Source organism: Roseobacter sinensis, from assembly GCF_025755255.1.
Lineage (GTDB): Bacteria > Pseudomonadota > Alphaproteobacteria > Rhodobacterales > Rhodobacteraceae > Roseobacter > Roseobacter sinensis.
This window is the reverse complement of sequence record NZ_JALIEB010000001.1, coordinates 337,686-353,321: the sequence shown is the minus strand read 5'-3', so window position 1 is coordinate 353,321 and position 15,636 is coordinate 337,686. Positions and strand designations below refer to the sequence as shown.

The 15,636-nt window shown below is 64.4% G+C and carries 12 protein-coding genes; 4 read left to right on the top strand and 8 right to left on the bottom strand.

From position 1 onward, the window contains the following. Window positions 1–76: 76 nt before the first annotated feature. A complete protein-coding gene (locus tag MUB52_RS01725) occupies window positions 77–979 on the bottom strand; it encodes a LysR family transcriptional regulator (RefSeq protein WP_263842454.1) in 903 nt (300 codons plus the stop codon). 102 nt (window positions 980–1,081) lie between these two features. Here MUB52_RS01725 and MUB52_RS01720 point away from each other — a divergent pair, with 102 nt between their 5' ends. Together MUB52_RS01720 and MUB52_RS01715 are read left to right on the top strand one after the other, a co-directional pair. Next, window positions 1,082–1,789, top strand: a complete 708-nt coding sequence (locus tag MUB52_RS01720) for a type 1 glutamine amidotransferase domain-containing protein (protein WP_263842453.1) — start codon at window positions 1,082–1,084, stop codon at window positions 1,787–1,789. Between the two features lie 14 nt (window positions 1,790–1,803). Then, window positions 1,804–2,505 carry an SDR family oxidoreductase gene (locus MUB52_RS01715; protein WP_263842452.1) on the top strand — a complete coding sequence of 234 codons (702 nt, stop codon included), beginning with the start codon at window positions 1,804–1,806 and terminating at the stop codon, window positions 2,503–2,505. Between the two features lie 58 nt (window positions 2,506–2,563). Here the strand turns inward: MUB52_RS01715 and MUB52_RS01710 are convergent, their stop codons facing one another. From MUB52_RS01710 to MUB52_RS01695, 4 genes are read right to left on the bottom strand one after another with little or no spacing between them, the layout of a single operon-like run. After that, window positions 2,564–3,838, bottom strand: a complete 1,275-nt coding sequence (locus MUB52_RS01710; protein WP_263842451.1) for a bifunctional folylpolyglutamate synthase/dihydrofolate synthase — start codon at window positions 3,836–3,838, stop codon at window positions 2,564–2,566. Further along, window positions 3,835–4,782, bottom strand: a complete 948-nt coding sequence (accD, locus tag MUB52_RS01705) for an acetyl-CoA carboxylase, carboxyltransferase subunit beta (protein WP_263842450.1) — start codon at window positions 4,780–4,782, stop codon at window positions 3,835–3,837. The genes MUB52_RS01710 and accD overlap by 4 nt, the downstream gene beginning before the upstream one ends. 56 nt (window positions 4,783–4,838) lie before the next feature. Continuing rightward, on the bottom strand, window positions 4,839–5,738 hold the full coding sequence (locus MUB52_RS01700; protein WP_263842449.1) for a CPBP family intramembrane glutamic endopeptidase: 900 nt from the start codon (window positions 5,736–5,738) through the stop codon (window positions 4,839–4,841). A 13-nt stretch (window positions 5,739–5,751) separates the two neighbouring features. Continuing rightward, entirely contained in the window at window positions 5,752–8,841 is a 3,090-nt protein-coding gene (locus MUB52_RS01695) for an ABC transporter transmembrane domain-containing protein (RefSeq protein ID WP_263842448.1), read from the bottom strand. Window positions 8,842–9,048: 207 nt separating this feature from the next. Here MUB52_RS01695 and ilvD point away from each other — a divergent pair, with 207 nt between their 5' ends. Beyond that, window positions 9,049–10,812, top strand: a complete 1,764-nt coding sequence (gene ilvD / locus MUB52_RS01690) for a dihydroxy-acid dehydratase (RefSeq protein WP_263842447.1) — start codon at window positions 9,049–9,051, stop codon at window positions 10,810–10,812. 94 nt (window positions 10,813–10,906) lie between these two features. Further along, entirely contained in the window at window positions 10,907–11,566 is a 660-nt protein-coding gene (locus MUB52_RS01685) for a DUF6478 family protein (protein ID WP_263842446.1), read from the top strand. Between the two features lie 72 nt (window positions 11,567–11,638). Here MUB52_RS01685 and MUB52_RS01680 read toward each other — a convergent pair whose 3' ends face one another. Genes MUB52_RS01680 through gpmI form a run of 3 tightly spaced genes read right to left on the bottom strand, consistent with a single transcriptional unit; the run spans window position 11,639 to window position 15,630 of the window. Continuing rightward, on the bottom strand, window positions 11,639–12,979 hold the full coding sequence (locus MUB52_RS01680; protein ID WP_263842445.1) for a S41 family peptidase: 1,341 nt from the start codon (window positions 12,977–12,979) through the stop codon (window positions 11,639–11,641). A 6-nt stretch (window positions 12,980–12,985) separates the two neighbouring features. After that, window positions 12,986–14,116: a murein hydrolase activator EnvC family protein gene (locus tag MUB52_RS01675; protein ID WP_263842444.1), complete on the bottom strand. Its 1,131-nt coding sequence runs from the start codon at window positions 14,114–14,116 to the stop codon at window positions 12,986–12,988. Continuing rightward, on the bottom strand, window positions 14,113–15,630 hold the full coding sequence (gene gpmI / locus MUB52_RS01670) for a 2,3-bisphosphoglycerate-independent phosphoglycerate mutase (RefSeq protein ID WP_263842443.1): 1,518 nt from the start codon (window positions 15,628–15,630) through the stop codon (window positions 14,113–14,115). Before gpmI ends, MUB52_RS01675 begins: the two co-directional genes overlap by 4 nt. Window positions 15,631–15,636: the final 6 nt, after the last annotated feature.

Here is a 15,636-nt window from a genome sequence, read left to right as displayed (position 1 = left end):
AACCGAGACCGCGCTGCGCAGAAACGTCTCTCTTTCATCGCGTCGGTGGCGTTGGCTCAGCGTGGCAGCCCTCAGCTCAACACGCCGTCTGGCCTTGGTCGGTCCAGGCCTGCAAAAGCACATCTCGCGCATGCGCGACCCTTGGGTGCCGAAGGCCAGACTTCGACCAGACGAGATGGAAGGGGTTCGTGGGGTCCGAAACAGGTGCTGGGATTGCCGCGACGCGCCGGGCCTGCACGGCTGCCACGACCAGATAGTCGGGGATCACCGACCAGCCTGCGCCGCATTCCACAAGAGCCCGCAGCATGCGCAGATCGGGCGCGGTAATGGCAGGCACGAAACCTGCAAGAGGCAGGCGGTTTTGCTCCAGCCAGCCCCGCACGAGCGGCCGATCCATATCATAGGACAGCAAGCGCTCCGCCGTGAGCGCGGCAAGCAGATCGGGTGCGCTCGATATCCGGTCTGCGATATCAGGCGCGGCGACGGCGATCAGCCGCTCGGATCCGACGACCGCGAAGGCAAGCTGCGGATGATCCGGTGTCGAGGCTGTAAAGGCGAGATCGACCTCGCCTGCGATCAGCTGCCGATAGATCGAAGTCTTGCCGCCAAGCTGGAGCCTGATGTCCAGCCCGGCATCCTGCAAGGACTTCAGCGCCGGGGCCACCCGTTCCGCCATCAGCTCTGCCGGCCCCGCAACATGGACGACACCCGATATATGCGCCGACCTCGCCCGCGCTCTGGCCAGCGCCTCCTCGGCCCTGTCCAGGCTATCGCCGATCTGCAGGGCAAGATCCTCGGCAAAGGGGGTCGGGCTGACGCCGCGCGGCTGGCGCACGAAGAGCGCGCGCCCGACCTGTCCTTCCAGCGACGCGATATGCCCCGAGACGGCAGGTTGCGTGAGGCCAAGGGCGCGGGCCGCCGCGCTGATCGACCGGCTGCGAAAGACTTCCATGAAGGATCGAAGGTTAAGTAGTGACATAGGCGATATATAAATCTTCTTATGACTGCACGAAACAAACCTTTGGTTTTTTGATGGAAGAGCGGTGTTATCTCTGCCGCATCCGAACCTCAGGAGGCAATCATGACACAACCAAACATCCTTATCGTAGCGACCTCGGCAGATACGATGCACAACGGCGAGCCAACGGGCATCTGGCTCGAAGAGCTCACAACCCCGTTCTATGCCTTCGTCGATGGGGGCGCGAAGGTCACCGTGGCGTCGATCAAAGGGGGCGCGATACCCGTCGATCAGCGCAGCGTGGCCGCGAAAGGCGACAACGACGCCTCGGTCGAGCGGTATCTGGAGGACGCCGAGACACAAGGGCTTGTCGAGGCAAGCGCGCCGATAACCGCCGTGCTCGACACGATCAGCGCCTTCGATGCGATCTTTCTGCCCGGTGGGCACGGCACCATGTTCGATTACCCCCAGAGCGCCGAGTTGGCGCAGCTGATCGAGACCTTCGACAGGGCGGGCAAAGTCGTGGCTGCGGTCTGCCATGGGCCGGCGGGTCTGGTCTCTGCCCGGACACCCGACGGCGCACCGCTGGTTTCTGGTCGGACGATCGCGGCTTTCACCGACAGCGAGGAACGCGCCGTGGGTCTGCAGGACGCCGTTCCCTTTCTCCTGGAGACGAAGCTTCGCGAACTCGGCGCAACCGTTTCGACCGCTCCGGACTTCCAGGCGCATGCCGTGCGCGACGGGCAGCTCGTCACGGGACAGAACCCGGCGTCTGCCAAGATGACCGCGGCGCTCGTCCTGGAGGCGCTGGCCGAGCGGGCGGCGGCTTGAACGGAGCAGGGTCGGTGGAGAAGATCATTCTGATCACCGGGGCCTCGTCCGGCATTGGCGAAATCTGCGCACGCTACGCGGTCGAGGCCGGTCACAAGGTCGTTGTGGCCGCGCGCAGGGCAGAGAAGTTGCACGCCCTCGTCGAAGAGCTAGGGACCAGCAATGCGCTGGCCCTGACCTGCGATGTGACCAGTGCCGAAGACCAGGAACAGATGATGACCGACGCTCTGGCTCATTTCGGGCGGCTCGACGTGGCGATGGCCAATGCCGGGATCGGCGCGTCGCAGCGCGGCACGGAGGCGGGCGACCCCGAACGCTTTCGGGAGATGATCGCGGTGAACTGCCTTGGCGTGACCTATACGGCGAAATACGCGCTGCCGCATCTGAAGGCGACTGGCGGACATCTGGTGCTCGTCGGCTCGCTTGCGGCGCAAGGAACGGTCTGGGGCTCGGTCTATTCGGCGACCAAGTGGTTCGTCCGGGGCTATGCGAACAATCTGGGCGCCGAGCTTGGCGATGCCGGGGGCCGCGTGACCTGCCTGCATCCGGGCATGACCGATACACCCTTCTTCGACACCCCCAAAACCGAGGCCCTGCGCCCGGAGTATATTGCGAAAGCGTTCCTCTATGTCGTTGAGCAGCCGGAGACCGTGTGGATCCCGCATTTTCCGATATACCCGCCACCTCGCAAACCCTTCGCCGATCAGCATGACTGACCGCGGCACCCGGCATCCGGTCGGCCTGCTGCCGCGCAAGCGAGCGCAGAGCCGGGTGTCAGCCGTTTTCCCGCAGGACCGCACCCGCAAGGTAGAGCGAGCCGCAGATCAGCACCCGCGCTTGCGGGGTCCGGGCGGCAATCTCCGCGAGGGCCTGCCGCGCGGTGGGCGCGGTTTCGGCCGCAAGCCCGGCCGCACGGGCGGCCTCGGCCGTCTCCTCGGCCGGCAAAGTGTTGGCCTCGCCGGGGATCGAGATTGCCGTCAGCCCATCGGCCACCGCTGCGAGGGGGGTTAGATAGCCACCGATGTCCTTGGTGTTCAGCATGCCGCAAATGAGATGGGTGGGCCGTCTGGGCAGGCCCGCCAGATGCCGGGCCAGGGCTTCGCCCGCGGCCGGGTTGTGCCCGCCATCGAGCCAGAGTTCGACGTCGGGGGCGGCCTCGATCAATGGGCCTTGCCGCAGCCGCTGCATCCGGGCGGACCACTCCGCTCGGGTCACCGCCGCTTCGCACGCGGTCTCGCCGAGCCCGAGCGCCCGCAGCACCGCGAGCGCCGTGCCCGCGTTCATCATCTGGTGATCGCCCGGTAGGTTCGGGCGCGGCAGATCCAGCAGGCCCTGTTCGTCCTGATAGATCATCCCGTCCCGCTCGGGCCCCACGTGCCAATGCTGGCCATGCGCCAGAAGCGGAGCGCCCATTCGGGCCGCAACCTCTTCGATCACCTCAAGGCCCGCCTCCTCCTGCCGTGCCACGACGCAGGGGACGCTGCGCTTGATGATCCCGGCCTTCTCGAAGGCGATCTTCTCTACGGTGTCGCCAAGGTACTGCTGATGGTCCAGCGATACCGGCGTGATCGCGGTGATGGCTGGCCGGTCGATCACGTTCGTCGCATCGAGCCGACCGCCGAGACCGACCTCGAGCAAGGTGTACTCCGCCCGGCTGCGCGCAAAGGCCAGAAGGGCGGCGCAGGTGGTGATCTCGAAATAGGTGATGTCCGCGCTATCGTTCGCGGCCTCGCATTCGTCCAGAACCGCTGTCAGGTCGTCTTCGGATATCAGCTGGCCGGCCACGCGGATCCGTTCGTGAAACCGCGCCAGATGCGGGCTGGTGTAGACATGCACCGTCTTGCCTGCCGCTTCGAGGCCCGCGCGGATCATCGCCAGGGTCGAGCCTTTGCCGTTGGTCCCTGCAACATGGATCACCGGCGGCAACTCGTCCTGCGGATTTCCCAGCGCCTCCAGCAGGCGCCAGACCCGATCGAGTGTCAGATCGATGATCTTGGGATGCAACGACATCATCCGGGCGAGGATGACGTCCGAGGAGGCGGAGCTCATTTCTGAGTCGGCTCGGCGGGTGTTTTCTCTTCCGAAAGCGCGTGCGGCAGGTCAGCGGGTGGCTCCGGCGGCGGCAGATCGCCCCGCACGGCGGGCGGCAGCCCCAGCAGCATCCGGGTGATCGAAATCAGCTCATCGCGCATCTGCCCGCGCGGCGTGACCCGGTCGAGCATCCCGTGATCCAGCAGGTATTCGGCCCGCTGGAACCCCTCGGGCAGCTTCTCGCGGATCGTCTGCTCGATCACGCGCGGCCCGGCAAAACAGATGAGCGCGTTGGGCTCGGCGATATGCACATCCCCCAGCATCGCGTAGCTGGCCGTCACACCCCCGGTGGTGGGATGCGTCAGCACGACGATATAGGGCAGCCCCGCCTCCTTCAGCATCTGCACCGCCACGGTGGTGCGCGGCATCTGCATCAGGCTGAGGATCCCTTCCTGCATCCGCGCGCCGCCTGCGGCAGAAAAGAGGATCAGCGGGCGCTTCAGCTTCACCGCCTCTTCGGCGGCGGCAAGGATCGCATTGCCCACATACATGCCCATGGACCCGGCCATGAATGAGAAATCCTGCGCGGCCGCCACAATGGGCGTGCGCCCGATCTCTCCGCTGGCCACCAGCATGGCCTCGGCCTCGCCGGTTTCCTTCTGCGCCGCCTTCAGGCGGTCGGGGTAACGCTTCTGATCACGGAAATGCAGTGGGTCGGCCTTCGGCGCCTTGACCTGCACCTCGGTGAAAATGCCGCCGTCAAACAGCGCCGTGAACCGGGCGCGCGGCGTGATGTGCATGTGGTGATTGCAGTTCGTGCAGACGTTCAGATTGTCCGACACTTCGCGATGAAACAGCATGGTCCCGCATTCAGGGCACTTGGTCCACAGATTGTCCGGCGTCTCGCGGCGCGAGAAGATCGAATTGATCCGCGGCCGGACGTAGTTCGTGATCCAGTTCATGGCGGTTCCTTTGGCGTCCCTCGTCCCTAGTTAATCCTGTCCCCGGGAAAGTGCAATCAACGGCGAATGGCCAGACGGGCGGCCAGCCAGCTCACCACCATGAAGGCGAAATCGACCGGCAGCCAGGCCTGCACCGCATCGGTGTCGGCCATGGAAAAGGGGCTGAGATAGAGCGCGAGGCCCGAGAGAGTGTCGGGCATCGAGATGATCAGGATGGCCGTCACATTGTTGACGAGATGCACCGCGATGGCCGGCCCCAACGTGCCCGCGCGCGCGGTCAGATCGGCCATCAAGAGGCCGAAGACCGTGGCCCAGATCGCGATGGCCTGCGCGTTCGAACCCGCTTCTTCGGGCAGGTAGTGCCCCATACCGAAGAGAACCGACGGGATCAGCATCCACACCACGGGAGACCGGAAGCGAGCGGCCAGTTGCTGCTGGATGTAGCCGCGGAACAGCACCTCTTCGGCGCTCACCTGGATCAGGACGGACAGCAGCGACATCGGCAGAAGCAGCAGCCAGACGCCCAGGCTCAGGTTGGAAACCAAAGGCGCGCCCATATCCCAGGGCGGCAGGATCCAGACCACCGCATTGACCAGGATCAGCATCGTGAGCACTGCGCGCATCTGCGCAAAACACAAGGGCAGATCCCCCAGCGTGCCTCCGAAGCCGCGCTTGTGGACCACGCGCATGGCGACGACAACGCCGACGATCATGAAGGCGAAACTGAAGAGCAGCAGGAACATCGCCACCGGCGTATCGCCCCGGTCGAGCGCTGCGGCAAAGCTCGGGGCGTTGCGGCCCTGCCAGGTGAAAAGGGTCTGGAAGAAGATCTGGTTGCACAGCAGATAGACGCCGGCCGCGATGATCAGCCCCATCACCAGCCGCCAGATCTGTGCGGTCTCCCGCGCCGGCGCGATGAGCGCCTCATGCGCGCGGTAGGCGGTGCGCCAGAACATAGCTCGGTCTCCCTCAGGCGTCGGTGCGCGCGTATTCCTGATCGTCTTGCGGGATGCTCACCCGCGCCTCACGCAGCAGCTCGGCGGCCCCGGTCAGGTGGCCTGCAACGGTCTGCAGCAGGCTCATCAGCACCTTCGGGTCGGTCTCGATCACCGCCCGGAACTCAGGCGCGCCGATCCTGAGAAATTTCGTCTCCTCCTGGGCCACGAGATCAAGCTGCCGCGGCTCATCCAGAATGATGGCCAGATCACCGATCAGCCGCCCGGGCCCCACTGTGGTCACGTCATGCCACGCGTCGTCGTCATCGCGGTAGCCCATCATGGCGTGGCCGGACAGACACAGATAAGCCGCATCGGGCTTCTCGCCCATCGAGAAGATGCGCGTGCCCTTCTTCGCCTTGTACCATTGCGCCGAGAAGGCCAGCAGGCGCTGCGAGCGCGAGTCGAGGTTCTCGAAGAGAGGCGTGCGCGAAATCACCCGGATTTTCCGGCGCAGATCGTCCGAGCCGCTGTCCACCGCCTCGAGGGTTTCGGTGTGGTCCTCTCCGTCGATGCGCCCGTTCTTGATCTCGACAAACATGTCGTAGGCCGTCGGATTCTCGAATTTGTCTTCGAGGAAGATCATCGTGGTATTGGGCAGCAGATCCTGAAGCTTGGCGCGCGCCCGCTTGCGGCTGGCGGCATCGTGGCTGGCCAGTACCGTGTCGAGGATCAGGACGTCGGGGCGTTTGATCCCGGCGCGGCTGAAGGCGGCCCGCTCCTGGAATATACCGGCGAGATTGGTGCCACCGAGCCCGGTCTTGACGTCGAGAACAGTCTCGGCCACCTGGCGCTTCAACCCGTGCTCCGACAGAACCTCGGCCACAAGATCCTCGATCAACTCGCCCTGCACGCCGGCGATTGCCGAGATACGTCCATAAAGCGCATTCTCCATGAGGCTGAGACGTGGCAGGTAATTCTCCGGCGCGATCGGCACGAAGAGCCCGCGCATCCGCTCGCGCATCTCTTCGCCCTTGGCCGCGCGGATCTCGAGGATTTCCGTCTTGAAGCTCTCCGGGAACCCCGGGCCGATCTGCTCGGCGGTGAAGGCGAAGGGGACTGTCAGCAGAAGCGTGAACTCTTCCTCGCTCAGCGCACCGTCACCCTTTTCCTGACGTCGCGTGGCAATATCGACGAGGCGCTCATAGAGTTCTTCTTCGATGTCGAGCGCGGTGAAAAGCGGGTGGCTCGTCCCATCCATGCCAAAGGTCTGGTGCAACGTCTCGATCAGGGTCTGGGAAATCGCAATCGCCTGTTCCGCCAGTCCAAGCTCGCTGATCAGCTCAACCAGTCCGCTCTCCGCCGCAAGCCCGCGCTGCGAGATCTGGCGTTTGGGGGCAGCGAACATCAGGTTGCCGCCCAAGGGGATCGACGGGTTGAATTCGTCCGGATGGAAGCGGTTCACATAGCCATCGAGGCCGCGCGCGACCAGCTTCTCATAGATCTCGTCGCGCAGCGACACGATGGAAGCTGCGAGCTGCGTGTGCAGCTCGGCGTCCATGAGCGACATCAGCATGCGGCGGAACATCAGCTCGTCAATGCCCATCGCCTCAACCAGTTGGAACCACCAGCCGCGGATCTCTTCGGTCGTGTTCAACCCCGCCAGGCCCGGATCGACCCAATCGGCCTTGATGCTGTCGAGACTGTTGCCCGCACGTTTGGCCTCGAGCGTCGTGCGGTCCTTGCGGTCCGGATCCCAGAGCACGGTCTTGGGGCTGGACTTCAGCGGCATCAGGAGATTGTCGCCAAGGGTCCCGTCGAAGAGATAGGGCCGCGAATGCGCGTAGCCGATGCGCGCCGCGATCACCGCCTGATGCAGACCGGCGATGTCATGCCCCGCGATCGTCACGCTGCCCCGTGTTGGCAGCACCTCCCGGGTCAGAAGCTCGGCAAGCGCAGTGCGTTCCACCTGGCTCGTACTTTGGACGGCGACGCGCGCGCCGGCCGGGATCTCCAGATTGATGTCTTCCAGCACCGCGTTGCCATCAGAGTTGCGCACGGTCACGTTCCGGATCGATATCGCGCCGTCGAGGCGTGGTACCTCGGCAGGCTCGCCCTCGAAGAGGCTCTCGTCGATCATGCCCTTGGGATCGAACCGCTCGGTCACGATCTCCCAGCGCAGAGACATGTCCTGCACCTGGTTGTAATAGGTCAGAAGCTCTTTCCATGGCGAGCTGAGATCCTTGTAGGCGGCCAGTGCGGCAACCAGCGCGCCCACCGTGATATCGCCCTTGATCGCCAGATAGCCGCCGACGGAATAGAAGAAGAACGGTGTGAGCTGCGTGATGAAGTTGTTGAGGAACTTCATGAAGAACTTCTTCTGGTAGATCTGGAAGCGGATCTCGAAGAGCCGCCCCAGCCGGTCGGTGAAAGCCGCCAGCCGGTAGCGCAGCCCACCGTTGGTCCGCAGATCGCCGATGCCCGCTGCCGTCTCTCCGATCTCGGAGGAGAAGCTGCGCACCTCCACGATGCGTTTCTTGTTCAGCTGATTGATCTGCCGCTGCAGCATCGGGATGAGCCAGGCCTGCAGCGGGATAAGCGCGACGCCCGCCAGCCCGAACCAGACACTCTGGGCAAAGAGGAAGATCACGATGATCAGCATCTGCCCCGCCTGGAAGACGGGCTGCGCCACCGCATCGCCCATCAGCCCGCCCATGGGCTCGGCCTCGGAGGTAACCATCGAGACCAGCTCGCCTTGGCTGGTGTTGCGGAAATAGCTGCGCGGAAAGCGCGTCATGCGGTTGATCAGCCTGTACCGGAACCGGCGCAGCATGCGCTCGGCCAGAACACCCTTCATCGTGTTCAGCCGCATCTTCAGCAACCCGTGCACCAGCACCGCGCCCAGATAGGCAAAGCACAGCGCCATCAGGAACTGCGTCTGCGTCATGCTGATCCCGATCACGGTCACCGTCTCGGTGGCGGCCCCGATGGCATCGTTGATGATCCGCTTGGGCAGCTCCAGCGTGGCGTAGAGAAACGGGAAGGTAAAGAGCGTGAAGAACAGCAGAAACAGCTGCTCCCGTTTGGAAAACTTCCAAATGAACGCAAAGAGTGACTTTTCCATGCAATGGCTTTCGGTATCGGGCCGACGATGCACAGGGTGCAGTTTGTCAGGCGCACACTCGCGGGTGTTTCAAGTACTTAGGGCCCCCGATATGCCAATACAAGCGCACATATGGTCATGCTGTGTGCGCGGATGAACGCTTGTGCCTTGCAGGCCATAAGGGGGTTGGCTATTCGGATTGGGATACTTTTGAGGGGGAGACAGCCCATGACCAGCCAGCGTTTCGACAAATCGAAACTGCCCAGCCGCCACGTGACCGAAGGCCCTGCGCGCGCGCCGCACCGCTCCTACTACTACGCCATGGGCATGACCGAAGAGGAGATCCACCAGCCGCTGGTGGGGGTGGCCACCTGCTGGAACGAGGCCGCACCCTGCAACATCGCGCTGAACCGTCAGGCGCAGGCGGTGAAGATGGGCGTCAAGCGCGAGCGCGGCACGCCGCGCGAGTTCACCACCATCACCGTGACGGACGGCATCGCGATGGGGCATGAGGGCATGCGCTCGTCTTTGGCCTCGCGCGAGGCCATCGCGGATACGGTCGAGCTGACGATGCGCGGCCATTGCTACGATGCACTCGTGGGCTTGGCGGGCTGCGACAAGTCCCTGCCCGGCATGATGATGGCGATGATCCGTCTGAACGTGCCATCGGTCTTCCTCTATGGCGGGTCGATCCTGCCCGGCCGCGCGCCGACGGGCTCCAAGGTGCCCGAGGATTTCGCCAACCGCGACCTCACCGTGCAGGACATGTTCGAAGCCGTCGGACGGCAGCAGAACGGCAGCCTCACCGAAGCTGAGCTTGAAATCCTCGAGCGGGTCGCCTGCCCCTCCGCCGGTGCCTGCGGCGGGCAATTCACCGCGAACACCATGGCCTGCGTGTCGGAAGCCATCGGTCTTGCACTTCCGAATTCCGCCGGAGCGCCAGCCCCTTACGAGAGCCGCGACGCCTATGCCGAGGCCTCCGGTGCTGCCGTGATGACCCTGATCGAGAAGAACATCCGCGCGCGGGATATCTGTACGCGCGAAGCCTTCGAGAACGCCGCGCGCATCGTCGCCTGCACTGGTGGCTCGACCAACGCGGGCCTTCACCTGCCCGCCATGGCGCATGAGGCCGGCATAGACTTTTTCCTCGAAGACGTCTGCGAGATCTTCCGCGACACACCCTATTTCGTCGATCTCAAACCGGGCGGGCAGTATGTGGCCAAGGACCTCTACGAAGTGGGCGGCGTTCCCGTGGTGATGAAAGAGCTGCGCAAGGCGGGGCTGATCCATGAGGATTGCATGACCGTGACGGGTTATTCGATCGGCGAGGAACTCGACAAGGTCTCGCTGGAGGCCGATGGCAAGGTCATCTACCCGGTCGAAACACCGCTGAGCAAGACCGGCGGCGTGGTCGGTCTCAAGGGCAACCTCGCCCCGGAAGGTGCCATCGTGAAGATCGCCGGGATGGAGCCGCAGCACCTGCTTTTCACCGGCCCTGCGCGGGTCTTCGAATGCGAGCAGGACGCCTTCGAGGCGGTGCAGAACCGCACCTATGAGGAAGGCGATGTCTTCGTGATCCGCAACGAGGGGCCCGCGGGCGGGCCAGGCATGCGCGAGATGCTGGCCACGACCGCAGCGCTGTCGGGCCAGGGCATGGGCAAGAAGGTCGCGCTGATCACCGATGGCCGCTTCTCGGGTGCCACGCGCGGGTTCTGCGTCGGCCACGTGGGCCCCGAGGCCGCCCACGGCGGCCCCATCGCACTTTTGAAGGACGGCGACATGATCACGCTCAATGCCATCGAAGGCACGATCACCGTCGATATCTCGGAAGACGAGATGGCCGAGCGCAAGGCCGCCTGGACCGGTCCGCGTCAGACGATCTATGGAGCAGGCGCGCTTTGGAAATACGCCAAACTCGTCGGCCCGACCTATCTGGGCGCGGTCACGCACCCCGGCGCCAAGGAGGAGGGTCATGCCTACATGGAGCTCTGAGCGCCAGATCCATGCCAACCAGCCCGGGACATAGGATAGCCCCGCGCCACGGTTCAACATGCGGCGCGCTCCGGTGGGGCCGGGGCGCCGAGACATGACAGGCCGGCGGCGATCCGCGCTGATCGGGCGGCTTTTTGGCGCCAAACCGGATACCCCGGTGAACGGCCCGGACAGGTCAGACGGATCGGACAGCCTCCCCAAACCTCTCAACGCCGATTGGGCGTGGCGGCCCGATTTATGGTGCAAGCCATTGTCCGTGCCGCAATCGTCGGTGGTGTCAGAACAGACACGACTCGACGATCGAATTTCGCTCTTTCATGATGGTCAACGGGCCGAGATTGTCGTGCGGCAGAACCGCTCGCCCCGCGCGGATGGCGCCGCCTATGGGTTGCAGGTGAAGGTCGCGGGGTTTGACGGCTCGTTCGTGTCAGTGGTCGTCGATCTGCCTGATGCCGCTGTCACCGGACTGACCAAATCTCATGTGCTTGGCCTGCACAGCGCAATCGAGCCGAGCCGCGAGATCAAGGCTTTCGGGCGGCTCAACGTGCGTCACGGTCCAAACACCGAGCAGATTGTCTGCGATCTGGAGATGCAGACCGGGCCGGTCGCGGCCGACTTCGACCTCGCCTACACCAAGCTGAATGAGAAGCGGGTCGAAAGCGCCTGGATCGACCTGATCTTCGACGCGCCCGCTGACACCACGCTGGTCCTCGCCGATCTGACTGTCTCACGTCGCAGGCGCGCACAATTCTGAGCGCCCCCGCGACCGCGATTTCCGTCAGACCTGCGCACCGCTCTTCGGAACGCGCGAAGGTCTGTTGACGATCTACTCGACCGGGACCAGCGCGTTCAGTCCCTTCAGGATGTCGATGGCGTAGGCCAGTTGATAGTCCTCTTCACGCAGCGCGGCTGCGGCTTCCGCCTTCGCGCGGTCGGCTTCGATCTGCTTGATCTCGTCCTCGGAGAGGCTGTCGTTGTTCAGGCTGCCGCGCAGATCCGCCTCCGACCGCAGGCTCCGCGGTGTCGCATCATCCTCTTCGTCTTCGGTCTCGGGCCGATTGCGCGGCTGTTGCACGACGATATCAGGCGAGACGCCCAGCGACTGGATAGACCGGCCCGACGGCGTGTAATAGCGCGCCGTGGTCAGGCGCATCGCACCCTCGCCACGCAGCGGCATCACCGTCTGCACCGACCCTTTGCCGAAGCTCTTGGTGCCCACGACGATGGCGCGGCGATGGTCTTGCAGCGCGCCCGCGACGATCTCCGAGGCCGAGGCCGACCCGCCGTTGATCAGAACGACGATCGGCTTGCCCTGCGCGAGATCGCCCGCCGTGGCGTTGAACCGCTCGCCATCCTGGACTTCGCGGCCGCGGGTGCTGACGATCTCACCCTTTTCAAGGAAGGCGTCCGACACCTCGATCGCCTGGTTCAGCAAGCCTCCGGGATTGTTGCGTAAGTCGATGACGATGCCGTTGATCTTGTCGATCCCGCCGACTTCCTCGATCTGTTCTTCCAGCCCGGACTTGAGATTGGCGTAGGTCTGGTCATTGAAGGTGGTGACCCGCAGCACCACGGTATTGCCTTCGGTGCGCGTGCGAACTGCTGTCAGCTTGATGGTGTCGCGGATGATCGAGACGTCGAAGGGTTCCGCCTCACCTTCGCGCACGACGGTGATCAGGATCTCAGATCCCACGGGGCCGCGCATCATCTCGACCGCTTCATCGAGGGTCAGGCCGAGTACGGATTCGCCATTGACGTGAGTGATGAAGTCGCCCGCTTCGACGCCGGCCTCATCTGCCGGCGTGCCGTCGATGGGCGAGACCACCTTCACAAAACCTTCTTCCTGCGTGACCTCGATCCCGAGGCCGCCGAATTCGCCGCGCGTCTGTACCCGCATGGCAGCGGCGTCATCCGGCGAGAGATAGCTCGAATGCGGGTCGAGCGAGGTCAGCATCCCGTCGATGGCCGCCTCGATAAGTTCCTTGGAATCAACCTCTTCGACATATTGGGCCCGAATGCGCTCGAATATGTCACCAAAGAGATCCAGCTGTTCATAGACGTTGCTCGATTTCTCGCTTTCCTGGGCCAGAAGGGGCCCGACCACCTGCGTCGTCGCGATGACGCCTGCGAGGGTGCCGCCCAATGCCGCCATGGCAAACTTTTTCATTGTTCTCTATCCATCCTTATCGGTTCGGAACCAGAGGCCGGGGTCCTCGGGCACGTTCTGATATCTTACCTCTATATAGAGCGTTTCTGACCGCAGGGCGCCAGTGTCATCACCATCTGTTGACAATTCCCGCCGGTTTTCCGCCGCAGAGTCCCCCATAAGCCCCAAGGGAGCGCCTGCGTCAATAACCTCTCCGGCGCGTCCGTAAACGACATCTAAACCCGCAAGGACAAAGAGCACATCCGCCTGCGGTTCGAGAATCACCACCTGTCCGAGGTCGAGCAGGGGGCCGGTGTAGCGGATTGTTGCCGCGACCGGGCTCGTGACGATGGCCTCGGGGCGGGTCGCCACGATGATACCGGGGCGGACAACGCCTGCTGCATCCGCGGCTCCGGCCTCGCGCAGGATCACGCCCTGCACCGGCAGGCGCAGATCACCCTTGGTTCCGTCCAATGCCGCCGGTGCAGCGGCCGTCTCATCCACCGTGACGCGCTGCAAGCCACGAGCGAAGCTGTCCAGAGTTTCGGCAGAGGCCAACAGAATCGCCTCGCGCACGGGATCCTGCGTGAAGCGGGTCGGCAGCGCAGAGCGCTCCGCAATCGCTTGGTTGAGCGCCGTTCGTGCCGCCTGAACTTCGTTGAGCCCGAGGGTCAGCTGGTCCGCCGCATCGGTCTGCATCGACCGCAGCACCTGCAAACTCTCCAGATCGCGGCGCAGATCGGCCGCGCGCGCGTTCAGCGCCGGGGTCATGTCGGCCAGCAGCATGCCTGACCGTGCCGTCCCAGTCGGTCCGCCCGGATGCAGCAGAGCCACGGGTGTCGATTGCGCACCGATCCGTTGCAACACCGCGAGGAGGGTCGCGACCTCCTCGTCACGTGCCTGGAGTTGCGCGGCAAGCTGGGCTTCGCGCACAGCCGCCTGCCGCAACCCGCTGCGCAGCGCAGCGAGGCCTTCCTCGAAGGCCTGGATTGTCTGGGTCAGGGCGCGGACCCGGTCGCGCGCGCTGTCTGCGGCCTCGAGCCGCGCCGAGGCCTCCTGCAACATCGTCATGGCGGCGCGGGCCCGCTCTGCGTTGTCCGACTGGGCCATGGCCCAGACCGGGACAAGAAGTGCCGCACTCAGCGCAAGCCACCTCATGAGAGCAGGCACCGCCCCGTCATCTCGGGCGGGGGTGCGATGCCCATCAGATGCAGGACCGTGGGCGCGAGATCTGCCAACCGCCCGTCCACCATCGTTGCCCCATCCGGCGCACCAACTGCGACAACCGGCACCGGGTTCAGCGTATGCGCCGTATGCGGCCCGCCGCTCTCCGGATCGATCATCACATCGCAATTGCCGTGATCTGCGGTCACGATCATCGCCCCGCCCGCGGCCTCAAGCGCCTCGAGCGCAGCCCCAAGGCCTTGGTCGACCGCTTCACAGGCCCGGATCGCAGCATCGAGATCGCCGGTGTGCCCGACCATATCGGGGTTGGCGTAATTCACGACGATGAGGTCATAGCGCGCTTCGATTGCGTTGACCAAGGCATCCGTCACCTCGCCCGCTGACATCTCGGGCTGCAGATCGTAGGTCGCCACATCGGGCGATTTCGGCATCTTGCGGTCTTCACCGTCGAAGGAGACCTCCTCGCCGCCGTTCAGGAAGAAGGTGACATGCGGGTACTTCTCGGTTTCGGCCAGCCGGAACTGCCGCAGCCCCTTTTGCGCCACCCAGTCGCCGAGGGTATTGGCGATCTCCGGTTTCGGATACATCACCGACATATATTCGGAATGGGCTTCGGAATACTGCGCCATACCCATCAGCGCCGCCCAGTTGGGCCGCGGGCCGGTCGGAAAGGCATCGAAGGCCGGATCACCTATGGCGGCCATGATCTCGCGCGCACGGTCGGCGCGGAAGTTCAGGCAGAACACCGCATCGCCATTCCGCGCGCCGGAATATCCACCAAGCACGGTGGGTTGAATGAACTCATCGGTTTCATCGCGGGCATAGGCACCTTCCACCGCTGTCTGCGCATCTGTCGCGGCATGGCCTTCGCCCTTGACGATCGCTGCGAAGGCCTTCGACACGCGGTCCCACCGGGTGTCGCGGTCCATCGCATAGTAGCGCCCCGTGACCGTCGCGATCTTCACCCCCCGGGGCAGCGCGTCCTCAAGCGTCTCGAAGTACGTCTTGGCGGTCTTCGGGCCCACATCGCGCCCGTCGGTCAGCGCGTGGATCACGACCGGCACATCCGCGTCATGAAGCGCCTTGGCGGCCGCGATCATGTGGTTGAGGTGGCCGTGCACCCCCCCGTCCGAGACAACGCCGATCAGATGCGCCGTGCCACCAGTGCCGTGCAGCCGGGTGATGAAGGCCCGCAGCCTCGTATTCTGCGCAAAGCTGCCCTCCTCAATGGCCAGGTCAATCTGCCCCAGATCCATCGCCACCACACGCCCCGCGCCGATATTGGTGTGCCCGACCTCCGAGTTGCCCATCTGCCCTTTCGGCAGTCCGACATCCGGGCCAAAGGTCGTCAGTGTCGCGTTTGGGCAGCTTGCCATGATCCGGTCCATATTCGGCGTGTCCGCCAGTAGCGGTGCATTGCCCTCGCGGCGGTCGCTGATCCCCCAGCCATCGAGAATGCAGAGGACGACGGGCTTCTTTCCAGACATGGATTC